The following is a 24,106-nucleotide window of genomic DNA, read 5'->3' as shown; positions in this document are numbered from 1 at the left end:
TCATAAAGTGATAAATCATCAATTGGAATGCGGATAATCTCAACATCTTCTGGAAATTTGATCCTTGACGAATGCTATCTAAATTGAAACCAATTTTTTTACCATCACAGTTCCTCCTTAAATCGCGAGACAAGGATCTAAATTTTGATTCTTTCCAAAAGGTATTTACAGGAGAAATTTATCACTAGGTCGCATCATTCTCAAGAATACCTGACGACATGCACAACAATATTCTAGAATATCAACCAAGAATGCTACTCTCTGATGTTATCATAGCTAATCTTCTTGTCTTTGCATCTTGTAGTAAAATCCCTTTTGACTCATCAATTGCTCATGATTACCATGCTCGACAATATCGCCATCTACCATGACTAATATCATATCCGCATTTCGAATGGTTGATAAACGATGGGCAATGATAAAGCTCGTACGGCCAGTCATTAATGTGTTAAAAGCATCTTGAATCAAGCTTTCTGTTCGCGTATCAATAGACGAAGTCGCTTCATCCAAGATCAATATCTTAGGAGATTTGAGAATCACACGTGCAATGGTCAGCAATTGGCGCTGTCCTTGAGATAACGACGCTCCACCATCTTCTAAGAAAGTATCATAACCTTCTGGCAATTGTTCGATAAAGAAATGGGCATTAGCTGCTTTTGCAGCTAAAACGACCTCTTCCCGGCTAGCATCTGGCTTACCATAGGCAATATTGTCATGAACGCTAGCAGATTTCAACCAAGTTTCTTGCAAGACCATTCCCATCTGTTGACGAAGCACCTGACGATCTACGTCATCGATAGGGGTCTGATCGATATAAATCCTTCCAGAATCGCTATCATAGAATCGCATCAGCAAATTGATCAGAGTTGATTTCCCAGCTCCCGTTGGCCCTACGATAGCCACCTGACTGCCGGCCGGAATATTTAGATTAAGATTTTGAATCAATGGTTTATCAGGGATATAGCCAAAAGACACCTCCTCAAAAGTGACATGGCCCGAAAGATCGTCCAGTGAGACCAAAGATGGGGATGCCTCTTCTAAAGGAAGATCTAAGAGGTGATAGAGACGTTCAGCACAGGCTAATGCACTTTGAAGTTCTGACATAACCGAGGAAATGTCATTAAAAGGCTTGGTGTACTGATTAACGTAATTCAAAAAAGTGACCAATTGCCCAACAGTAAATCCTCCTTGGATAATACGAAAAGCACCAATTCCAGCTAAAAGAGCATAGATTAAACTATTGACAAATCGTGTTGCTGGATTAACTGTGGATGAATAAAAGACGGCTTTTTGAGAATGTTGAGCATATCGATGATTCAAGTCTCGGAAACGCTCCTGCATCTGATCCTGTGCATTAAAAAGATGTACAACTGTCTCTTGATTAATGGCTTCTTCAATAAATTGGGTTTGTTGTCCACGTGATTGTGTCTGTTCTTGGAAATACAGATAGCTTTTTTGGGCGATAAATCTTGAAAGTACTAATGAAAGGGGAGTCAGAACCAGAACTAAAGTCACCATAATGATATCTAAACTGGACATGGTCACTAGCGTAACTATAATCATGACAATTCCTAGGAAGAACTGGTTAAAGACCATCAGTAAACCATTGCTTAGTTGTTCCAAATCAGTTGTTATCCGACTGACCAAATCACCAACTCCAAAGCGATCAATACTGGCTATAGGTAAATGATTTAGATGATGATTGATCTTATTTCTGAGATCACTTGTGTAAGTATAAACCAAACGATTGGATAAAAGGGGAGATAACCATTGCATGACGGCATTGGCTAACATGGTCACTAGCATTTTAAGCAAAATAGGGACTAATAAGGCCAAACGATTAGGACTAAGTAAGCTATCAACCGCTTGTCCAATCAAAACAGGGAAATAAACAGTCAAGGCTACTTGTACTAGGGTAGTTAAGACAATGATTACTAACCCCATACGATAGGTTAGTAAATCCCTTATCAAGCGTCTTTGAACAGCCTTTTCAATTCTAGCTTTCATTAGGCCTCCTGACTTTCTTGAGAAAAATGAATATCACGATAGACGTGACAAGTTTCCAGAAGTTCCTCATGACTTCCTTGTGCTAGAAGTTTCCCTTGATCCAAAACAAGAATCTTATCCACTTCTTTTAAACTACGTGTTCTTTGAGAAACAATAATCAGATGACCACCGCTCTCCTGTCTTTCTTGATTAATTGCCTCTAACAGGCGACGTTCTGTCAGATAATCAAGTGCCGAAGTAGCATCATCTAAGATCAGAAAAGGGGCACGACGCAAGATAGCTCTTGCAATGGTAAGGCGTTGGCGTTGACCACCCGAAAAATTACGACCGAAAGCCGCAACTTCAGCCTCTAACTGCCCCTCTTTTTCATGAACAAAGTCCCAAGCTTGTGCCATAGATAGCGCTTGGATCATATCTTGATCTGAAAGGTCATTCCCTTGACCTAGCTGCAAATTGCTACGAATGCTACCATTAAAAAGCTGAGCTTTTTGGGGAACAACTGCTGTCCAACCACGCCATTCCTTGACAGACTGTGCTGTAGTTCCTTTGTGAGAAAGCAACAACTGACCAGATTGCGCCTGATAAAGCCGTGTTAATAATGCAACTAGAGTCGATTTTCCTGAACCAGTTCCACCAATAATCCCCAAGCTTTGACCCGACGCCAAGGTAAAACTAATGTCCTCAAGTGCAGCCTTACTCGCATTAGGGTACCTAAAGGATAATTTTTCCGCTACTATTGCCATCCCAGACAAATCCCTACTACTGGTCTCATCTGAAAGATTTATCTTTTCGCCTTCAATTTCTAGATCAAAAATCGCTTGTACCCGCTTGGCACTGATGAAACTTTGATTTAAAGAGGTTACCAACATGGTCATCTTCAGCAATTCAGCCAAAATTTGTAAAAGGTAATTAATCAGAGCAACGAGCATTCCTTGGCTTAATAGTGAGTGTTCAATTAAGACAGTCCCTCGCCAAATGACCGCTATTAAAGTGACGTTGACAATTACAATCGTCACAGGTCCTACCAGACTAGACAAGATTCCTGCTTTAATTTGCTGGTGATAGTAATGGTTATTTAAGTGTTGAAACGCCATTTCTTCAGAATCAATGCGATCAAAGGCCCTGATGACACGGACCCCTTCAAGTTGCTCACGAATCTTAGCGACTAAAGCATCTGTCAGCTGACGAATTTGACTGTAAAGAGGATTTAACAAACGACTCATCACAAAAATAGCAACCAATAAAGCCACAACCATCATCATAAAATAGGTCGTTAAAGTTGGGCTAATGGTAAGAGCCATGATAACAGAACCAAAAACAATAAATGGCGATCTCAAAAAGAGTCTCAAAAACTGATTGATTCCCGTCTGTATTTGATAAGTATCGCTCACCATCCTAGTCACCAAACTAGACGTCCCCAGAAGGTCCCTCTGGCTCTGACTTAAATGCATGATATGATGAAACAAATCATCTGAGAGTTGCTCGGTATAACCAATGGCAGCTTTGGACGAAAAATATTGCGCCGTAATAGAGACAATGACACCTAATAAAGCCAGACCAAATAACAGGAGAATCATTACAATAAGTTGACTTTGGTTGCTTTGAGGAATGATGTGGTCAATGATGCTCGCAATAATCAAAGGAATGAACAACTCAAAAGAAGCCTCTAATAATTTAAATAGAGGCCCCAATATAGTTTCTTTCAAATAGGATTTAAAATAAAGTAATAATGCCGACATAGCTCCCTTCCTAAAAGTGACTTATGAGTTTAATAAGCACAAGATTGAACTGGACTTGTTTAGCATAGTAGATATTACCGCCGTTACGATAAAGTGCTCCACCACCATATAGGAGGGCAATCGGATTATAATAACGATAGGTTTCCCCAGACGTATTTCCCAGACTAGGTGCAACCACGGTTCGGGAGTATTTTTTTGACAAACTAATAGTATTTTTGCTCCCATTTTTGGCAACAAAATCGATATACGAACTACCAAAATTATAGGCTTGAACAGCCGTCCATATATTCGTCTCTTTGCTTTGCGATGTTAAAAGATTCTCAGATAAGACCGTTACACCTTGCCTGATACTCTCACGACTATCTGTAATGGTATTGGCCACACCTGTTGAACTTTCACTAGACTGCATGAGATCAGCTTCTTGCCCTTTCGTTTCTGTGTAAATCATGGCTAAAACTAAATCTTCAGTTGATACGGAGTCATGCTCTGCAAGAATATCCTCAACTATTGGCCGATAGGATAAGACGTTTTTCACATCACGATAGACTCTCAAAGATTGAATGGTCATTGTTCCCAATAGTAACACGAGAATAAACCATTTGATATATTTCATCATTACTTACTGCTAATATCCTGAATATTTTTAATTAAGATGGCATAGGTTCCATCTGGGTTTTGGATGAATTCAACCGAGTCAGCATCTTGATAAACGTGATTAGGAACCAGAAGCTCGATCCCGTTTGATAGAGACAATTTTTGCGTTTCTAATTTTTTTGTCTGTCTAGAATAATCGATATCAGAAACAGGTATTGGATTGGGAACTGCTTCTTTTAACTGATCTACAAAATTTAAACGCGCTGTTAAGTGATCATCAAACAAGTGATCCGCTAATTTCTCGGGTGATAATTCCTGATCTTCCTCCATATGTTGATGGATAGCTGCATTCATCTTAGACTGAAATTGAAAATCGTCCTTATTGAATTGCTCTGCAATTTTATGAGCAGTGGTTTCCATCAGCTTGATTGATTTTTTGACAGATTGCTCGGGCTCCACTTGCAAGAAATTTTCGGAAAAATAATTCGCAAAAGAGCCATTATGCTTAATTCGCTTCTCTATAAGATAATACTGATAAGATGTACGATTAACGATAAGGGCTTCATCTGGTAATTGCGCAGCACTCGGCAAATTATTTTGCGTAACTGAAATCGGATGTTTGTGATCAGATAAATGCGCCAACTGTTCCTTTAAAGCTATTCTGAGAAAGGCAAAATAAGGCTGACCATCTCGATCAAACTCAATAAAGATAAGATCGTTCGTTTTTTGATCTTCCGAAATAACAAATGCTTCTTTCCAAAGATTTGCAATCGTCTCGGAAGCCTTCAATAAATCGTCTGATAGATAGGAGACAAATGGATGTTCTGCTGGAAGCTGACCTCTCTTCGCATCTTCTGAGAAAACCTTACTGATTTTTTTACGGAAATAATCATCTAAACGAGGAGTAAAATCCAATACTTGGTCTGATAATAGTAGCTCTGTATCATTGGGACTGAACTGATGGATGACTAATTTTTTGAGGTATAAATCAAGCATAAGTATTAATCGGTATACAAGGGAAAAGCATCAGTTAGGTTTTTGACCTGTGCTTTCACATCTTCCAAAACCTCTGCATTATCAGCATTTTTGAGAGCCTGGATAATCAATTTAGCAATCGTTCGTGCTTCTGCTTCTTTCATGCCACGGCTGGTGATGGCAGAACTACCGATACGAATACCAGATGTTTTAAATGGTGACAAGGTTTCATTTGGAATTGCATTTTTATTAAGGGTGATATGAACCTCATCTAGAAGATTCTGTGCCACCTTACCGTTTTCAATAACTTTTGTGACATCAACCAAGAAAAGATGGTTATCTGTTCCTCCAGAAATGACACGGAAATTAGGATCCTCTTGGAAAACCTCTGCCATAGCCTTAGCGTTGGCAATGACTTGTTTACTATAGTCCGTAAAAGCAGGATCCAGAGCCTCTTTGAAAGCAACAGCTTTAGCCGCAATAACGTGCTCTAACGGTCCACCTTGTAACCCAGGAAAGACTGCCGAATTGATTTTTTTAGCCAAGGCTTCATCATTGGTCAAAATCAAACCACCACGCGGTCCTCTAAGGGTTTTATGTGTTGTCGACGTCACAACATCTGCATATGGAATTGGGCTATCGTGAAGACCTGTTGCTACCAAGCCAGCAATGTGTGCCATGTCAACCATGAGTTTGGCACCAACCTTATCTGCAATCTCACGAAACTTTTTAAAATCAATGGCTTTAGCATAGGCAGACGCTCCCGCAACGATTAATTTCGGTTTAACAGCTTCTGCTTTTTCTAAGATCGCTTCGTAGTTGAGTTCCTCTGTTTCTGCATCAAGGCCGTAAGCCTCAAAATGATAGGTTTTACCGGAAAAATTGACTGCAGCACCGTGGGTTAAATGACCACCTGCTGAGAGATCCATTCCCAAAACAGTATCCCCTGATTCAATTAAAGCCATGTAAGCAGCTGCATTGGCTTGACTTCCTGAGTGTGCTTGGACGTTTGCAAATTGTGCACCAAACAATTCTTTAGCACGTGCAATGGCCAAATTTTCGACAACATCAACAGCCTCAGTCCCCCCATAATAACGATTGCCTGGATACCCCTCCGCATATTTATTGGTTAATAAAGACCCTTGTGCTGCCATAACTGCTTTAGAAACAACATTTTCAGAAGCAATCAATTCAATATTATTCTGTTGACGATTCGCCTCTGCTTCAACAGCCTCCCAGAGCTCTGGATCATATGCCTTAAAATCCTTTTGGTCAAAAATCATGTGTGATACTCCTTTGTAATCTTTTAACTATAATCATACGCAACAACATCTAAAAGATAAACGAATATTACTTATTTATAGCTGATAGTTCGTTTTTAAACACCATTTTAAAGTTATTCACTACTCAATTGTCTTGATAAATCGTAATTGTGCCTTCGTAGAGAGATAACCTATTTGGCGATAAAAGCCATGTGCTTCTGAACGCTCACTCCCTGAGTTTAATCTAATAAAAGCTAATCTTTGTTTTCTAGCCTGTTCTTCAATGGCTTTCATAAGTTTAGTCCCGATCCCTTTACCTTGGTGGTCTGGCAGGACAGCTAATGCTAAAATATTGAAACCCGACTCAGCATACAAACACTCATAAATTTCTGCATGAACATAGCCCAGAAGACTATCTGTTTGGTCATCTGAAAAGCCAATCATGACATGTTTGCTATCGTCATGTAGTTTTGCAAATTGCTGTCTAGTGGTCTCGAGCATGACTTCATAGCCCAAAGCATCTTTATTGATTTCCTGTAAAACAGGAATGTCTGATTTAGTTAGCGATCTTAGCATAGTTTACTCCTCAATCAAATGGTATTTCCGGCACAACCGCCAAAATAGCTTCCTTTGATATTTCACCACGACGCAAGATACGCGCTTTTTCCCCTGATAAGTCGATAATAGTCGAATCAATTCCTTCTAAAAAAGCATCGTCTTCATAACCTGGTACCTGGCCATCAAAAGTAGCAAAAATATCCTTATAATACTTTCCACTCTCCTGACCAGATTTATTAGCGGATGGCCCTATTAAAGGACCGTGGGTAGCAATCAAGGCACGAGTCATGGGGTGGCTGGGCAAACGAAACCCTACACTTTTCAAACCAGAGTTGATCCAGTTTGGCACTTGATTATTAGCTTCTAAAATAACGGTTAAAGGGCCTGGTAAAAAAGCATCGTAAAGTTTTTTCAGATAGTCCGGTTGGTTCTTGGAAAAGTTTAAAATTTCTTCAAAAGTCGAAACATTGAGATTCATTGCCTTCTCGCGTGGACGATCCTTTAAAGTATAAACCAGATCAACGGCATCCTCAGACAGTGCTTTAGCAAAGATCCCATAAACAGTTTCTGTTGGTAAGATAACGGGAAGTCCACTCTCTAATCGATGGGACAAGAATTCACGGTCACTCATTAGTTAACACCACCATTCTATTTTTTCCGAAGCTATCTTTAATGACTTTGGCACGGCGATTTGGGAAAGCATGATTTAACAGTTGAACAAGCCTTGGTCCTTGTTTGTAGCCTATTTCAAAGTATAGGCGACCATTAGGTTTTAAAAAATCTCTAGCACCATTTATGATGCGCTCATAGACAGCGTAGCCATCTGAAGGGGCAAACAGAGCTAGGTGAGGCTCAAATGCATAAACATTCTCAGCCACTTCATCTCTATCATTCTCTGCGATATATGGAGGGTTAGAGACAATAATATCAAAGGTTCCTGAAAGGTCGCTAAAAACATCCGATGGCATCAAATCGATAGCTAACCCTAAATCATCAGCATTTCTTTTAGCGATTTCCAAAGCATTTTCAGAAATGTCCGAAGCTGTGATCTGCCAGGAAGGGCGTTGCGATTTCAGAGCCAACGCAATAGCACCACTCCCAGTTCCAATATCTAAAACAGTTAAATCCTCGTAAGGATTTTCAGCTAAAATAAGATCCACCAATTCTTCAGTTTCTGGCCGAGGAATTAAAACATCTGAAGAAACCGTCAATAGTAGATCTTTGAAGTAAGCATGTCCTAAATAATGCTGAACAGGAGTGTGCTGCTTCAAAGCATGGTAAATCTCTTCCAGCAGAGCTTGATCTTCAGGGGACACCTCTTTGGCTTGCTCCAGAGCAAAATCAGTCGTTGACCAACCTTTTTTTTCTTTAAAAGCAAAGATAAGTGCTTCTTTTTCTTCACCAATAGCTTCAAGTTCATGACCTAGGGCATTTATTAGCTGTCTATAAGTCATCAGTTATTCAATTCTTCCAATTTTTGCGTTTGGTCATACATGATTAGGGCATCAACCACTTCATCTAATTTCCCAGAAAGAATGGTATCTAGTTTTTGAAGCGTCAACCCAATACGGTGGTCAGTCACACGGTTTTGCGGGAAGTTATAAGTTCTAATACGCTCTGAACGATCTCCTGTACCAACTGTTGATTTACGCTCAGCGTCCTGTTCTTCCTGCGCAATTTGGGCAAAATGATCAGCGACACGTGCACGGATAATTTTCATAGCCTTATCACGGTTCTTTTGTTGGGTACGTTCTTCCTGCATTTCTACCTTGATACCAGTAGGAATATGGACCATACGTACAGCTGTGGCTACCTTGTTGACGTTTTGCCCACCAGCACCTGAAGCATGGTAGATATCCACACGAAGGTCTTTAGGATCAATGTCGTATTCCACATCTTCTACTTCTGGCATCACCAAAACAGTTGCCGTAGACGTATGGACACGTCCTTGACTTTCGGTTACAGGCACACGTTGCACACGATGGGCACCTGATTCATATTTCAATTTAGAGTAGACGGATTGACCAGATACCATGGCAACCACTTCTTTGATACCGCCGACACCGTTATAAGAAGCCTCCATAACTTCAAAACGCCAGCCCTGAGATTCGGCATATTTTTGGTACATTTGCAACAAGTCACCTGCAAAGAGGGCAGCTTCATCACCACCAGCAGCACCGCGGATTTCTAAGATAATATTTTTATCGTCATTTGGGTCTTTAGGGAGTAGTAAGATTTTGAGCTTCTCTTCGTATTCTTCTTTAGCGGATTTAGAGTCCTTTAATTCTTCTTTTGCCATTTCCTCTAAGTCAGGATCGCCACTTGCATCCTTAATCATTTCTTCAGCATCCGTGATATTTTGAAGAATTTGCTTATAGTCACGATATGCTGTAACTGTATCACGCGTACTAGCCTCTTCTTTAGACAATTCCATAAAGCGTTTGGTATCCGCAACAACAGCTGGGTCTGATAACAGTTCACCTAATTCTTCATAACGGTCTTCAACCGCCTGTAATTGATCATAAATATTCATCTCATTCTTCTCCTTCATAAAATCCGTTAAATCAGCGGGGGATTAAAATAATGCTTACGACAAACAGATGTGTACGTGTCATTACCACCTATTTGAATTTGATCGCCATCATAAACAGGTTTCCCATTCTCTATTCGCAAGACCATAGTTGCTTTTTTGGAGCAATATTGGCAGATCGTTTTAATTTCATCGATTTTATCGGCTAGTAGTAAAAAGTATTTAGAGCCTTCAAAGAGCTCATTTCGAAAATCATTTTTCAACCCAAATGCCATTACAGGAATGTCTAATTCATCCACAACTCGTGCCAAATCATAAACATTTGCCTTGGTTAAAAACTGACACTCATCAATCAAAACACAATAAGGTTTGATAGTTTGCTTTTGAATAAAGCCCAAGATATCTGTTTCTGGTGTAATGACTTCTGCCTGACGTTTAATGCCAATGCGACTTGAAACATAGCCAAACCCATCACGATTATCAAGGGAACTTGTCATTAAAATAATGGGCTTACCTTGTTCCTCATAATTGTAAGCAACCTTTAAAATCTCAATGGATTTCCCCGAATTCATGGTGCCATAACGATAATATAGCTGTGCCAAAGTATAACCTCTTCTTTCAATATCCCATTCATTTTACCATAAAAGAGAACTATTGGCGACCAGCGTAAATGACTAATTTTCCTCTACAAAATCTGACATCTTAGCTCTAATATGCTAAAATAATACCATCATTTAAACAAGATAAAGTCAGGAGAATCATTTCCTGTGTGCTTTTCTTGAAAAATCATAAGGAGTTTTATTATGCCATTTGTTAAAATTGATTTGTTTGAAGGCCGTTCTCAAGAACAAAAAGATCAGCTTGCTCGTGAAGTAACTGAAGTTATCTCACGTGTTGCCCAAGCACCTAAAGAAGCTATCCATGTCATTATTAACGACATGCCTGAAGGTACCTATTATCCAGCCGGAGAAGCAAAAAAGAAAGGCTAAGCTAGTCAATGACGATCCAGACTCACAGCCTAAAACTCATGGGAACCAAGATAGATTTGCAGATTGATAGTGATGACCCCAACTTTTTGATTCAGAAGTGCGTCCAACAACTGCATATGTATGATCAGCGTTTTAGCGCAAATGATGAACATTCAGAATTGATGCTGATCAATCATAAAGCTGGATTGCAGCCAGTAAAGGTCCATCCTCAACTGTACGACTTAATTACCCTTGGGAAAAAGCATAGTTTAGAGAAACCGAGCTACTTAAACATCGCTATCGGTCCTCTCGTTAAGAATTGGCACATTGGTTTTCATGATGCTCATCTGCCTAGTTCTGAAAGCATCCAAAGGTCACTAAAACTAACCAATCCAGAATGGATTGGCCTCAATGATTTAGAGCACTCCGTCTTTTTAAAAGAGCAGGGAATGCAAATCGACTTGGGAGCTATTGCTAAAGGCTATATCGCTGATCAGATAATGGACTATCTCATTTCACAATCCGTGACATCAGCCATGATCAATCTAGGAGGAAATGTATTGGTTCATGGTCCGAATCGTCAAAGACCTGACCAAAAATGGTATATTGGTATTCAAAACCCTACTAAAAAACGTGGTGAAAATGTTGGTATTCTCAAAATCACAGATCAATCTATTGTGACCTCTGGTATTTATGAGCGAAATTTCCACTACAAAGGTAAGACCTACCACCATATTTTTGATCCTAAGACAGGTTATCCTGTCGAAACCGATATGGCCAGTCTCACAGTTGTTTCTAAACGATCTGTAGACTGCGAAATATGGACAACAAGACTTTTCGGATTACCTATTGCTGAAGTCCTGAGAATACTCAATGAAAATCCAATGATCGAAGGTATCATCGTCACTAAGGATAACCATATTCTAATATCAGAATCATTGAAAAAGCACTACAATACACTTTACTCATCCTGAGACTGACTGTCTCGGTTTTTTTCGTATCTCGTAGGGGGAATCATTACAGAGTACTCATACTGATCCCAAACTTAATTAAGCTACAAGACAAATCTCTTGATTTATCTTTAATTAGTGGTAATATAATAGAGAAAGGAGAATCATATGAAAAAGCAACTTTATATACTTCTAGCCGGTCTATTATTCATCCTAGCTTCTTGTAGCAATACCGCATCAACTGTGCCATCATCTAACAAGCAAGAAGAGCGATCTCAGACACCCTCAACAAAGACACCTCAAGATAAAACTAAAGAAGCCCTTATCACCGCAACATCTAGTTCTATCGATTTCACCAATGTCAAAACACCTGATGATTTAGCTGAACAATTAGCCACCGGAGGCTATGTTATCGTTTTTAGATACACTGGGGCAGGAGGTCAAGATTCACCTGTTCCAGACAAACTTCGAAATCTCGTTATTGATGATGGACAACGTATCTCACAGTCAAGTGTTTCTGAAATGGCTGCTTATGGACAAAAAGTCAAAGACTTGAATATCCCTCTCGATAGAGTAATCACGTCAGAGTATTACTTTGTCTGGCAACATGCTCAGGCTGCCTTTGGTGATGATCTCGATATCAGTCGAGACCTAACGGGTTCCTTAAATTTTGATGATGCTGAAGAATTAGAAACTTCCTTACAAAACCTACGCAACCGTACGGTTACCCCACCACCAGCTGGTAAAAATACATTTTTGTTTACACACCAAGGTAAGTTTGATAAAGCTTATGGCTTTTATCCCCCTGCTGGTACGTCGATTATCTTTAAACCAGATGGAACAGGTAAACCCAATCTCGTTGCGGTCTTGACTTATGATGACTTTTTAAATTTATAAGTCCTCAAAAAAACACCTACTTTCATAATAGGAAAGCAGGTAGAATAACTCACTATTAAAATTTACATGATTTGTTCAAAATGAAGGTGAACAATCACTTTATCATCATAGCCATTACGCTCTAAATCACGCTGTAGTCGGTAAGAAATGTAATGTTCTGCAATATTAATATAACCAGCGTCCATCAAACGATTTTCAACCAAAGATTGAATCATGTTAATCGTTGGACGCTCAACTTGCGCTTCTTCTAGATCAAGCACAACTTTTTTTGTTACTTGTGCTAAATTATTACGCCAGTTATCATCGATAATATAAACTGTCTGTGCTGCTTTCAAGATAGCTTGATAAATTTTTTCAGGATCAAATTCAGCAACCTGTCCGTCACGTTTGATTATTTGCATAAGAAGCCTCCCTTCAAGCCATTTTCATTGCTTACATTAATTATGCAAGGGATTTCATGATTTGTCAAGCTAAACCTATTAATTCTAGAAAACAAGTAAAAGAAGACCCTGTTTAGGGTCTTCTTCTACTATAATAACATTATTCTGCACCGAGTGCTGCCATTGTGATGTAATTGTAAGGCTTATTAAAGTGTGGCAAGAAGAAGAGATCCATCAATGCCAACTCTTCGATTGTTACTTGTTTCATGATAGCAAGTGAGAACATGTGGATACCCATTGACATATCTTCGCGTGATACCATTTGGCAACCAAGAACAACACGTGTATCTTTGTCGAAGACAATTTTGATCGCTACTTCGTGGTTGTCATGTTTGATAAATTCAGGTTTTTGAAGGTCTGTGAATGATGCTACTGCTGCGTTGAAACCAGCATCTTTCGCGCGCTCTTCTGTCAAACCAGTTGAAACCATGTTAAGACCGAAGATTGAGATACCGTTTGAACCTTGAACACCAACACCTTCCAACTCATGACCAGTTGCGTTGTGTGCTGCTACGATACCTGTACGAACAGCGTTTGAAGCCAAAGCGATGTAGCTTGTATCTTGACGAGCGTTGTCATAAATTGTTGCACAGTCACCGATAGCATAAACGTCTTTCATGCTTGTTTCTTGTTTCTTATCAACAATCCACGCACCGTTACGGAATGTTTCCAATTGACCTTTAGCAAGACCTGTGTTTGGACGGAAGCCTACACACATGATAACCATGTCAACGTCAAATGTTTCTTTGTCAGTTACAAGACGCTCAACTTTACCATCGCCTTCGATAGCTTGAACTGCTTGACCAAGAGCCAATTTCACACCGTGCTCTTCAAGGTTTTTGTTCATCATTTCAGTGAAGTCGCGGTCATAGTATGCACCCATAACTGTTGGAGCGATATCAACAAGAACGACTTCTTTACCTTTACGTTTGAAGCTTTCTGCAAGCTCAACACCGATGTAACCACCACCAACAACAGCTACGCGGTTGATATCTGGATTTTCAAGCTTGTTAATCACGTCTTCAGCGTTTTGGTACAATTTCACAAATTGAAGGTTTTCAAGAGTTGCTTCAAAGTCAGTTGATCCTTCCTTGATTTCCACACCTTTGATTGGTGGGATGATTGGTTGTGAACCAGTCGCAAGAATCAATTTTTCGTATGATTCTACATGCTCTTTACCATCAACAATTGCAGTTACTTCTTTTTTCTCGAAGTCAATGTCTACAACTGGTGATTCCATGTGAACAGTTGCGCCCATGCTTTCCAATTGCTCTTTATCAGAGTAGAAAAGACCTTCTGGACCATCAATTTGTTCACCGATCCAAAGTGCCATACCACAACCCAAGAAAGAAATGTTTGAGTTTTGGTCAAATGTTACGATTTCATTTTCAGCACCGTAGTTTGACAACATTGTTTTGATACATGCAGTACCAGCGTGGTTTGTACCCACAACGACGATTTTACTCATAGTAAAGTCTCCATTATTTTTATTTACTTGTTAAGTATAACACAAACATGATATCTCACCTATTTATTTGCTCATTATATCACAAAAGAGAAACATGTATTGGTATGTTAACGCTTACTATTGTATCAAAAAGTCAGCATCTTTTCTAGTTTTTACTGTTAAGAAAGACCAATAAGACTTCTAAATATTTTCTATTCCCAATAATGACTTAAAACATAAGATTTTCGATCATTGTAAAGACCAACTTGTCTACAAAAATCCAAAATAGAAATCTGATAACTTATTTGCTTATTCTACCAATAGCGTTACTGATTCGACATCATAAGCAAAACATTTAGAGCCAAAACCAATATTAAATAACTTATTCAGATCATAGCAGCTCAATGACATTTTTCCATTTAAAAAACGGTTTTCATATCATAGTTTTCTTCTTACAAAACACCTGAATTAAGATTCGTTGCTACCACACCATAGTCTTTAGTATACTTTGGACAGTTAAATGAAAATCAAATCGTATAAAAAGTGATTTAGGAGATTGAAGTCAACAAACGCCATCTTTTTTCGTTTTGAGGTCACTAAGATATCAATCCTTTCAAAAATGGTTGTTCATGGGGTTTGATAGCGATCGCTATCAAACCTTCAATAGCATTCTGCTATGACTTTCTGTAGACTAACAGTAAGCTAGATCATCTTTCATAAAAAAAAACATCACCAAATTAATGGCGATGTTTTGACTAGTGTCATTTCTACCTTTATCGAAGATCTATTACTTAGACTTGATATAGTTTTTACCATTAGCTTTAGGTCCAACAGCTTGGCCAAAGAAGGCTGCTAACACCAGAATAGTTAAGACATACGGTGCAATTTGCAGGTAAACTGTTGGAATTTGTGATAAGAATGGTAATTGATTGCCAATAACAGCCAAACTTTGTGAAACCCCAAAGAATAAGCTAGATAACATGGCACCGATTGGATTCCATTTTCCAAAAATCATAGCCGCAAGTGCAATAAATCCTGGACCAAGGATGGTTGTTCCTGCAAAGTTAACTGAGATGGATTGGGCATAAACTGCTCCTCCCATTCCACCTAATAAACCAGAAATCATGACCCCGTAGTATTTCATCAGATAAACATTAATCCCTAAAGTATCCGCCGCTTGAGGATGTTCACCAACCGAGCGTAAACGAAGTCCAAACTTAGTTTTATAGAGGAGGAACCAGGCTAAGAATGAAAGCAAGATAGCAACATAAGCGACTAAACTTGTTCCTTTGAAGAAGATATCGCCAATGATGGGAATTTGTGACAAGATCGGAAAATCAAATTTCCCAAAAGCTTCTGCGATATTATCCGTTTGTCCTTTTCCGTAGAAAGCTTTGACAAGAAATACCGATAAAGCAGGTGCCATCAAGTTTAGAACTGTACCACTGACAATATGGTCTGCTCGGAAATTAACCGTAGCTACCGCATGAATAAGTGAAAATAGGATGCCAACAAGACCACCGACAAGAGTTGCAATCCAAGGTGTCGCATTACCCAAAACATCAGAAAATGTTAAGTTGAAAACAATTCCTGAAAATGCTCCCATAACCATGATGCCTTCTAGACCGACATTGACCACACCTGAACGCTCTGAGAAGGTGCCCCCAATACTTGTTAAGATAAGTGGTGTGGCATAAATCAACATGGAGCTGACCAACAAAGATAAAATCGTCAATAAACTCATGATTAGTTACCACCTTTCACTTGTTTTTTGGGTTTGATGAAACGCTCAATCAAGTAATGAGCTCCAACAAAGAAAATAATAGATGCTGTCACAACTTTAACTAACTCCGGTGGGATGCCTGCAATATTCATACCAGGTGCACCAACATTTAAAACAGCAAATAAGAAGGCTGCAAAAATGATACCAATAGGGTGATTAGAAGCTAATAGACTGACAGCCATACCATCAAAACCAATAGCTAGCGAGCTACTCTGAACATAGACATTTTCAAATGTCCCAAGACCTTCGACGACGCCGCCAAGTCCCGCAAGGGCTCCTGAAATAACCATAGATAGTATAATCGTTCTCTTAGCTGACATACCTGCATATTCACTGGCATAAGGATTTAACCCGACTGAACGAATTTCAAAGCCTAAAGTCGTTTTATTAAGCAAGAACCAAATGATCACTACCGCAATAAAGGCAAAGAAAATACCAATATTTAAGCGAGAATTGTTGGTTAAAGCTCCCAACCATTCAGATTGATAAGTCGCATTTGAACTCACATAAATAGATGAATCCGTTGTTCTCATAATGCTTTTAGGAAAAACATGCTGTACAATCGCATTGCCACCAAATAGAATGATGTAGTTCATCATAATCGTAACAATAACTTCACTAGTTCCTAAATAAGCACGTAAAATCCCCGGGATAGCTCCAGCGATACCACCAGCTAAGATAGCAATAATGATAGTCATGATAATCATTATAGGACGTGGTAAATCTGGATTGGTCAAAGCGAACCATCCAGCAGCAATCCAACCAGAATACGCTTGGCCAGACAAACCAATGTTAAAGAATCCAGCTCGACTTGCCACCGTAAACCCAAGACCAATCAGAATCAGCGGTCCCATGGCCCTCAAAATTTCACCGATATTTTTAACACTACCGAATGCTATCTGGAAAAGCCCTTCGTAGCCCCAAAGCGGATCATAACCAAAGATGAGCATAATAATTGCTCCTAAAACCAGCCCCAAAATAACAGAGATGATTGGAACTGCAATTTGTTGCATTTTTTTAGACATGACTTGCCTCCTTCTCAATCACACCACCTGCCATTAATATGCCAAGTTCCTGTTTATTTGTCATTTCTGGTAAAACAATTCCCTGAATACGCCCATCGTGGATAACGGCAATACGGTCCGACAAATCAAGAATTTCATCAAGTTCAAAACTAACTACCAAAACAGCTTTACCATTGGTACGTTCTTCAATGATACGTTTACGGATATACTCGATGGCACCAACATCTAGTCCGCGTGTTGGTTGGCTGACAATCAGAAGATCTGGATCACGATCGATCTCTCTAGCAATAATAGCTTTTTGTTGGTTACCACCTGAAAAACCTCTGGCAGCAACTAATTCGCTAGCGCCCCGAACATCAAACTCCGCCATCAATTGTTTGGCATAGTCATTAATTTTATTATAATTTAGAATACCATTTTTACTGAGTGGTTCTTTGTAATACGTTTGGAGAGCAATATTTTCAGCAAGTGTCATGTCTAAAACTAAACCATCACGATGGCGATCTTCTGGTACATGACCTACACTTAACTCTGTTATTTTTCGCGATGATAGTTTTGTGATATCTGTTCCTTTAATGGCAATATGGCCTGACTTTACTTTACGTAAACCAGTAATGGCATGGATTAATTCACTTTGTCCATTGCCATCAATACCGGCAATACCGACCACTTCTCCTGCACGCACTTCCAATGACAAGTCCTTAACTGCAGGCACACCGCGATTCTCATCAACGACAAGATTTTCAATCGCAAGTACGACATCACCTGGGATAGATGCTTGTTTAGCAGTTGTAAATGAAACAGAACGACCTACCATCATTTCTGCAAGTTCTTCTGATGTTGAATCGCCAACGGCAACCGTCTCAATACTCTTACCACGACGAATGACCGTAACACGATCAGCAACTGCTCGAATCTCATCCAATTTATGAGTGATTAGGATAATGGATTTACCTTCTTTAGTAAGATTTTTCATTATCGACATCAACTCTGTAATTTCTGCAGGCGTCAGAACAGCTGTAGGCTCATCAAAAATCAAAATATCGGCACCACGGTATAGGGTTTTTAAAATTTCAACACGCTGCTGAGCGCCAACCGATATATCTGCGACTTTAGCTTTGGGATTAACAGCTAAACCATATTTTTCAGACAGCTCTGTTATTTCCTGATGAGCTTTCTTCATATCTAGTGATATACCTGATGTCATTTCGTTCCCTAACACGATATTTTCGGCAACTGTAAAAGCTTCTACTAACATAAAGTGTTGGTGAACCATTCCAATACCAAGATGTGACGCTTTTGAAGGTGAATCAATAGACACCGATTGACCATTAACCACAATCTCACCACTAGTTGGCTCTAATAGTCCTGACAACATGTTCATCAGCGTTGATTTTCCTGCACCATTTTCACCAAGTAGGGCGTGAATCTCACCTTTTTGCAAATTTAAATTAATTTTATCATTTGCAACAAAATCACCAAAAACCTTAGTAATTTCTCGCATTTCAATGACATTTTGAGTCATAAGGGCATTCCTTTCAATGGAAGTTATAGATCACTAAAATCCATCATAAAATGATGAACTTTACTGAGACATAACATCTCAGTTCAAAAAAGGAGCGGGAAAGAACTCGACGATTGAAAACAGAGTTCGTCTTCCCGCCCCCACACAGTTGATCAGAAATGAGTCGTAGAGCGTAAAATGCCAACGAAACCTTAATCAACCACTTCGTTTAGGTCTTTCAACAATCAAATAACGAGAGACGAGACCTGGGACTAGCCCCTCAGAAAGCATTATTTTTGTGGAACTTTAATGTCACCAGAGATAATTTTCTCTTTAGCAGCATCGATTTCTTTTATGGTTTCATCATCAACGTTTGTCGTTGCAATATCGACACCGCCATCTTTAAGTCCATAAACAGTAACGTCACCACCTGGGAACTTATCATCTTGTGCTTGTGTTGATACAAGTTCAACTGTTTTACCAACTTCTTTTAGGGTAGAAGTCAATACGAAGTTAGACTCTTTACCATCTTTTGAAGTGTATTTACCTTCATCTTTTTGGTCACGGTCTACACCGATAACCCAAACTTTTTCAGCTTCGTTTTTACCTTCGTTTAGAGATTTAGCCTCACTGAAGACACCTACACCTGTACCACCTGCAACTTGATAGACAATGTCTGCGCCACTAGCATATTGAGCGGCAGCAATTGTTTTACCTTTAGCAGCGTCACCAAATGATCCTGCATAATCAACTTTGATTTCGATTGAATCGTCAACAGATTTTACACCTGCTTCGAATCCTTTTTCAAAACGTGTGATAACGTCAGATTCCATACCACCTACAAAACCAACTTTTTTCGTCTTAGTTGTCTTAGCAGCAGCAATTCCAGCAAGATAAGCAGCTTCATTATCAGCAAATGTAGCACTTGCAACGTTATCTTTACCTTCAATCACATCATCAATGATAACAAAGTTTGTATCAGGGTTGTCTTCAGCAACTTTTTCAATAGCATCATGCAAAGCAAAACCAATACCAAATACAAGTTGATACCCGCTTGAAATAGCTGTATCTAAGTTATTAGCGTAGTCAGATTCACTGGTTGATTGGAAATAATCATAGCCAGATCCTTTTTCTAATTTATTATCTTTACCCCAAGCCTGAAGGCCTTCCCAAGCAGATTGGTTAAAAGATTTATCGTCAACACCACCAGTATCAGTTACCATAGCAACTTTTAGTCCAGCATCATTACCACTACCTGATTTAGATGCTCCACGATTGCCACAAGCTGCAAGCGTTAGTACTGCTACTGACGCTAATCCAACACCAATAATTTTTTTGTTCATCTGAATGAACCCTCCTAAAAAATATTGCAACACTGTTGCGAGCTAACAACCCCTAAAGGTTAACAATACACAGATTATGTCAAATCTGTAAAAGAGTATGGCAACAACTCTTCGACTGTCATCTCGACTGTCTTACCATTTTTCGAAATTAAAATAACTTTAGCGCTAGGCTCAAAAAATTCAGCCATAACCTGACGGCAAGCACCACATGGCGATACTGGTTCATTGGTTGATCCATAGACCGCTATCTTTTCAAGCTCTCGATGCCCTTCTGAAACAGCCTTAAAAATAGCTGTTCGCTCCCCACAATTGCTCAATCCGAAGCTGATGTTTTCAATATTACATCCCTGAAAAACTTCTCCTGATTTTGTAACAACAGCAGCGCCAATAGGAAACTGAGAATAGGGAACATAAGCATTTTCGCTAGCTTGTTGTGCTAAAGCAACTAAATCAGTAGTTTCCACTTACAGACTCTCCCTTGATAATAGCAATACCTGAAGACGTTCCGATACGTGTCGCTCCTGCCTCTACAAATGCCTTCGCATCTTCGAAAGATCTAGCCCCACCTGATGCTTTAACGCCAATATCAGGACCTACGGTTTTGCGCATTAGGGTAACATCATGAACAGTTGCACCACCAGTTGAAAAACCAGTAGAAGTTTTTACAAAGTCTGCTCCCGCAGCCACCGCAGCTTGGCAAGCTTTAATCTTTTCGTCGTCGGTCAATAAACATGTTTCAATAATAACCTTAACTAGCTTATCTCCACTAGCTTCAACGACTGCCGCAATATCAGACTGAACTAGTGCAAAGTCTCCATCTTTAGCGGCTCCGATATTAATAACCATATCAATTTCATCGGCGCCATTTTCAATAGCATTTTTGGTCTCGAACGCCTTCGTTTCACTTGTTGACGCTCCTAGAGGAAAACCAATAACAGTACAAACTTTCACAGTGGAATCCGCTAACTTGTCACTAGCATAATTTACCCAAGTGGGATTAACACAAACACTTGCAAACTGATAGTCATCAGCTTCCTGAATCAATTGGTCGATCTGGTCACGTGTGCTATCTGGCTTCAGAAGTGTGTGGTCAATTAAGTGATTAATGTCCATTAATATGATCTCCTAAGATATGATTTTTATAATTTCTTTTGGCTGGCTTTCTGTCAAACCTATTTTAACATTTTTTTTAAATTCTGTAAGTAGGTTTTCACTTAATTTTTGGTTTGAATAGATTTTAGCAATAGTTTCGCCCTTGTTAATACTATCACCAACTTTTTTCGCGAACACTATACCGCTTTCATAGTCTAGAGAATCGGTTTTTACTGCTCGTCCTGCTCCTAATCTCATAGCAAAGAGCCCAAATTCTAGAGCTGGTAACTCTTCAATGAAACCATTCTCATCAGCTGTAACGTCAGTGACAAATGCTGCAGATGATGGGCGATATAGATCGGTCAAATCACCGCCTTGTGCTACTACCATTTCTTCAAATTTTGCTAATGCCTTACCACTGACTAAATGCTGTTTAATGGTATCTAGCGTCTCTTCTTTACCCGCAAGACTGAGCATGATTTGTGCTAATTCGCAAATGAACGCTGTGACATCAGGACGTCCTTTTCCCTGCATAATCTCTAATGCTTCAAGAACTTCTAAGCGATTGCCAATGGCTTGTCCAACGGGCTGACTCATATCGGTAATGACGGCGACCGTTTTACGTCCCACTTCATTGCCTAAGGCAACCATGGTTGACGCTAATTGTTCTGCCTCTTCGAGCGTTTTCATAAAAGCACCCTCACCTACGGTAACATCAAGTAGGATGGCATCCGCACCAGAAGCGATTTTTTTACTCATCACAGAGCTTGCAATTAAAGGAATAATATCAACAGTGGCTGTCACATCTCTGAGGGCGTATAAAAGCTTATCAGCTTTCACAAGCTTATCAGATTGCCCCACAACTGATAAACCAATCGTTTGAACCTGCTGTATGAACTCTTCTTGATTGCGTTCAATTTGATATCCTGCGATGGACTCTAATTTGTCCAAAGTGCCACCAGTATGACCGAGACCTCTCCCACTCATTTTTGCAACAGGTACCTCAAAACTAGCTACTAAGGGAGCCAAAATTAACGTTACCTTATCGCCAACTCCTCCTGTAGAATGTTTATCGGTTTTAACACCAGGAATTGCCGAGAGATCAATCTGCTCTCCCGTAGCTACCATTGCCATGGTCAAATCTTTTGTTTCTTGAGTGGTCATTCCTTTGAAATAAACAGCCATAGCCCAAGCAGCCATCTGGTAATCAGGAACCTCCCCGGAGACATAACCATCAATTAACCACTTGATTTCCTCAGATGTTAGAGAAAAACCGTCACGCTTTTTTTGGATTAAATCTACTGTCCTCATGATTTTGTACTCCTTAAAATATAATAGCCTTTATCTTTTTTTACCGTCTCAACATTGCCAAAAACAGCTTGCATTTTAGCCTTGGCACTAGGTGCTCCTTGCTTTTTTTGAATGACTACGGTCAAATCGCCCTTAGGATTAAGATGATCAAAGGCCTCCTCTAAGATCTTATGAACAACATCTTTCCCAGCTCTTATCGGTGGATTGGAAATAATATGATCAAATTTTTCCGTAATGTTCTCATAGACAGACGATTGAAAAACTGCTACGTCCACATGATTAGCTAAAGCATTCTTTTTAGTCAGTTCGAGAGCTCTTTTATTAACATCGACTAGAGTTGCTTTTACTCCCTGAACCTTAGCTAAAGCGATCCCTAGAGGACCATAACCACACCCCAGATCTAGTACCGTAGAGCCTTTCTCAAAATCAAGTGTTCCAAGGAGTACTTGACTGCCAAAATCGATCATTTTCTTTGAAAAGACGCCCGAGTCTGTCGTAAATTGAAAGGTTTCACCCAATAAGGTCACACTTAAGTCATGGTAATCATGTTGGCTTTCTGGATTTTCCTCATAATACATTTGCGTCATAGTTTCTCTTTTCTTCCTCTTTTGTGCGAACTATATTTTACCATAGATTGACATTTTCTTCTAGTTTTTTTGAAACGGTTTTCATTTTGACATTTTACTGTTATAATGGGCAACAGGAGTTTTATAATGATACATGATTTACTAAATTTTAAAAGAATTTCCAGAAGTAATTGGCAACAATTGCACCGGACAAAGCCTTTACTACTCACGCTCGATGAACTCGAAAGCCTTCGTAGTTTAAATGATAAGATTGATTTGAATGACGTCAAAGACATTTATCTTCCTTTGATTAACCTCATTAAGATCTATAAAAAAGCAAGTGATGACCTCTCTTTTTCAAAGAGTCTCTTTCTACAAGATGATATTTACCAGCACCCATTCATTATTGGTGTGTCGGGTTCTGTTGCAGTTGGGAAATCAACAACCAGTCGTTTATTACAGTTACTATTAAGCCGTAGCCATCCTGATGCTCGAGTTGAATTAGTGACAACGGATGGTTTTTTATACCCTAATCAACAGTTGGTTGAAAAAGGCATTTTAAATCGTAAAGGTTTTCCAGAATCTTATAATATGCCTAAACTCTTGAATTTTCTTGATGCCATTAAAACCAATGGTACAGCCAGCATTCCAATCTATTCCCATGAAATTTATGATATCGTTCCCGATCAGCTGCAAACCATTGAAGCGCCAGATTTTTTAATTGTTGAAGGAATCAATGTTTTTCAAAATCCCCAAAACGAACACCTCTATATGACCGATTACTTTGATTTTTCAATTTATATTGATGCTTCTGTCGAGCATATTGAATCGTGGTATTTAGAACGTTTTTCAAAATTATTAACCATCGCTGAAAAAGACCCTAATAACTACTATCATCGCTTCACGCAGCTTCCTCATAACGAAGTGCTTGATATTGCACGTGATACGTGGAAAACGATTAATCTGGTTAATTTACAAGATTACATTGAACCTTCCAGGAATCGCGCTGACGTTATCTTACATAAATCTGCCAATCATAAAATAGATGAAATTTACCTCAAAAAGTGAGAAAGGCTTGTCAAAGCGTGGGATTTCTTATATAATAATAGAGTTAG

The 24,106-nt window shown here is 39.3% G+C and carries 24 protein-coding genes; 4 read left to right on the top strand and 20 right to left on the bottom strand.

Annotated elements, in window-relative coordinates; translation table 11 throughout:
- Window positions 1-276: 276 nt before the first annotated feature.
- The 10 genes from G574_RS0107440 to G574_RS0107395 all read right to left on the bottom strand — a co-directional run bounded on the left by G574_RS0107440 (window position 277) and on the right by G574_RS0107395 (window position 10,267).
- A complete protein-coding gene (locus G574_RS0107440; protein WP_029691643.1) occupies window positions 277-2,007 on the bottom strand; it encodes an ABC transporter ATP-binding protein in 1,731 nt (576 codons plus the stop codon).
- Window positions 2,007-3,746 carry an ABC transporter ATP-binding protein gene (locus G574_RS0107435; RefSeq protein ID WP_029691642.1) on the bottom strand — a complete coding sequence of 580 codons (1,740 nt, stop codon included), beginning with the start codon at window positions 3,744-3,746 and terminating at the stop codon, window positions 2,007-2,009. The genes G574_RS0107440 and G574_RS0107435 overlap by 1 nt, the downstream gene beginning before the upstream one ends.
- 10 nt (window positions 3,747-3,756) lie before the next feature.
- Window positions 3,757-4,362, bottom strand: a complete 606-nt coding sequence (locus tag G574_RS0107430; protein WP_029691641.1) for a lysozyme family protein — start codon at window positions 4,360-4,362, stop codon at window positions 3,757-3,759.
- Entirely contained in the window at window positions 4,362-5,336 is a 975-nt protein-coding gene (locus tag G574_RS0107425) for a nucleoid-associated protein (protein ID WP_029691640.1), read from the bottom strand. The genes G574_RS0107430 and G574_RS0107425 overlap by 1 nt, the downstream gene beginning before the upstream one ends.
- Window positions 5,337-5,341: 5 nt before the next feature.
- Window positions 5,342-6,598 carry a serine hydroxymethyltransferase gene (gene glyA, locus G574_RS0107420; RefSeq protein ID WP_029691639.1) on the bottom strand — a complete coding sequence of 419 codons (1,257 nt, stop codon included), beginning with the start codon at window positions 6,596-6,598 and terminating at the stop codon, window positions 5,342-5,344.
- A gap of 120 nt (window positions 6,599-6,718) precedes the next feature.
- Window positions 6,719-7,153, bottom strand: a complete 435-nt coding sequence (locus G574_RS0107415) for a GNAT family N-acetyltransferase (RefSeq protein WP_029691638.1) — start codon at window positions 7,151-7,153, stop codon at window positions 6,719-6,721.
- A gap of 10 nt (window positions 7,154-7,163) precedes the next feature.
- Window positions 7,164-7,766 carry an L-threonylcarbamoyladenylate synthase gene (locus tag G574_RS0107410; protein ID WP_029691637.1) on the bottom strand — a complete coding sequence of 201 codons (603 nt, stop codon included), beginning with the start codon at window positions 7,764-7,766 and terminating at the stop codon, window positions 7,164-7,166.
- On the bottom strand, window positions 7,759-8,589 hold the full coding sequence (prmC, locus tag G574_RS0107405; protein ID WP_029691636.1) for a peptide chain release factor N(5)-glutamine methyltransferase: 831 nt from the start codon (window positions 8,587-8,589) through the stop codon (window positions 7,759-7,761). The genes G574_RS0107410 and prmC overlap by 8 nt, the downstream gene beginning before the upstream one ends.
- Window positions 8,589-9,668, bottom strand: coding sequence for a peptide chain release factor 1 (gene prfA, locus G574_RS0107400; RefSeq protein WP_029691635.1), 1,080 nt, complete (start codon window positions 9,666-9,668; stop codon window positions 8,589-8,591). The genes prmC and prfA overlap by 1 nt, the downstream gene beginning before the upstream one ends.
- A gap of 26 nt (window positions 9,669-9,694) precedes the next feature.
- The gene (locus G574_RS0107395) at window positions 9,695-10,267 is read right to left on the bottom strand and encodes a thymidine kinase (protein WP_029691634.1); all 573 of its coding nucleotides are present in this window, start codon (window positions 10,265-10,267) and stop codon (window positions 9,695-9,697) included.
- A gap of 201 nt (window positions 10,268-10,468) precedes the next feature.
- Here G574_RS0107395 and G574_RS0107390 point away from each other — a divergent pair, with 201 nt between their 5' ends.
- The 3 genes from G574_RS0107390 (at window position 10,469) to G574_RS0107380 (ending at window position 12,480) form a co-directional block, all read left to right on the top strand.
- Window positions 10,469-10,654, top strand: a complete 186-nt coding sequence (locus G574_RS0107390; RefSeq protein ID WP_017769951.1) for a 4-oxalocrotonate tautomerase — start codon at window positions 10,469-10,471, stop codon at window positions 10,652-10,654.
- An 8-nt stretch (window positions 10,655-10,662) separates the two neighbouring features.
- Window positions 10,663-11,607 carry an FAD:protein FMN transferase gene (locus G574_RS0107385; RefSeq protein ID WP_029691633.1) on the top strand — a complete coding sequence of 315 codons (945 nt, stop codon included), beginning with the start codon at window positions 10,663-10,665 and terminating at the stop codon, window positions 11,605-11,607.
- Window positions 11,608-11,751: 144 nt separating this feature from the next.
- Window positions 11,752-12,480: a histidine phosphatase family protein gene (locus G574_RS0107380; protein WP_029691632.1), complete on the top strand. Its 729-nt coding sequence runs from the start codon at window positions 11,752-11,754 to the stop codon at window positions 12,478-12,480.
- Between the two features lie 62 nt (window positions 12,481-12,542).
- Here the strand turns inward: G574_RS0107380 and G574_RS0107375 are convergent, their stop codons facing one another.
- The 10 genes from G574_RS0107375 to G574_RS0107330 all read right to left on the bottom strand — a co-directional run bounded on the left by G574_RS0107375 (window position 12,543) and on the right by G574_RS0107330 (window position 23,012).
- Window positions 12,543-12,881 (bottom strand): ATP cone domain-containing protein, encoded by a 339-nt coding sequence (locus G574_RS0107375; protein ID WP_017769954.1) that lies wholly within the window; start codon window positions 12,879-12,881, stop codon window positions 12,543-12,545.
- A 139-nt stretch (window positions 12,882-13,020) separates the two neighbouring features.
- Window positions 13,021-14,388: a H2O-forming NADH oxidase gene (gene nox, locus G574_RS0107370; protein ID WP_029691631.1), complete on the bottom strand. Its 1,368-nt coding sequence runs from the start codon at window positions 14,386-14,388 to the stop codon at window positions 13,021-13,023.
- 766 nt (window positions 14,389-15,154) lie between these two features.
- A complete protein-coding gene (locus tag G574_RS0107365) occupies window positions 15,155-16,111 on the bottom strand; it encodes an ABC transporter permease (protein WP_029691630.1) in 957 nt (318 codons plus the stop codon).
- Between the two features lie 2 nt (window positions 16,112-16,113).
- The gene (locus G574_RS0107360; protein ID WP_029691629.1) at window positions 16,114-17,175 is read right to left on the bottom strand and encodes an ABC transporter permease; all 1,062 of its coding nucleotides are present in this window, start codon (window positions 17,173-17,175) and stop codon (window positions 16,114-16,116) included.
- Complete coding sequence (locus G574_RS0107355) at window positions 17,168-18,700, bottom strand: ABC transporter ATP-binding protein (RefSeq protein WP_029691628.1); 1,533 nt, start codon at window positions 18,698-18,700, stop codon at window positions 17,168-17,170. Before G574_RS0107355 ends, G574_RS0107360 begins: the two co-directional genes overlap by 8 nt.
- Before the next feature lie 269 nt (window positions 18,701-18,969).
- Window positions 18,970-20,022, bottom strand: a complete 1,053-nt coding sequence (locus tag G574_RS0107350) for a BMP family lipoprotein (protein ID WP_029691627.1) — start codon at window positions 20,020-20,022, stop codon at window positions 18,970-18,972.
- 74 nt (window positions 20,023-20,096) lie between these two features.
- On the bottom strand, window positions 20,097-20,486 hold the full coding sequence (locus G574_RS0107345) for a cytidine deaminase (protein ID WP_029691626.1): 390 nt from the start codon (window positions 20,484-20,486) through the stop codon (window positions 20,097-20,099).
- Entirely contained in the window at window positions 20,473-21,135 is a 663-nt protein-coding gene (deoC, locus tag G574_RS0107340; RefSeq protein WP_029691625.1) for a deoxyribose-phosphate aldolase, read from the bottom strand. Before deoC ends, G574_RS0107345 begins: the two co-directional genes overlap by 14 nt.
- 12 nt (window positions 21,136-21,147) lie before the next feature.
- Complete coding sequence (locus tag G574_RS0107335; protein WP_029691624.1) at window positions 21,148-22,425, bottom strand: pyrimidine-nucleoside phosphorylase; 1,278 nt, start codon at window positions 22,423-22,425, stop codon at window positions 21,148-21,150.
- Complete coding sequence (locus G574_RS0107330; RefSeq protein ID WP_029691623.1) at window positions 22,422-23,012, bottom strand: class I SAM-dependent methyltransferase; 591 nt, start codon at window positions 23,010-23,012, stop codon at window positions 22,422-22,424. The genes G574_RS0107335 and G574_RS0107330 overlap by 4 nt, the downstream gene beginning before the upstream one ends.
- Before the next feature lie 126 nt (window positions 23,013-23,138).
- Here G574_RS0107330 and coaA point away from each other — a divergent pair, with 126 nt between their 5' ends.
- Complete coding sequence (gene coaA, locus G574_RS0107325) at window positions 23,139-24,059, top strand: type I pantothenate kinase (protein ID WP_029691622.1); 921 nt, start codon at window positions 23,139-23,141, stop codon at window positions 24,057-24,059.
- Window positions 24,060-24,106: the final 47 nt, after the last annotated feature.

Origin of the sequence: Streptococcus hyovaginalis DSM 12219 (assembly GCF_000420785.1) — a bacterium.
Lineage (GTDB): Bacteria > Bacillota > Bacilli > Lactobacillales > Streptococcaceae > Streptococcus > Streptococcus hyovaginalis.
Note: the sequence above shows the minus strand (reverse complement) of the source record. Positions and strands in the feature narration are given on the sequence as shown.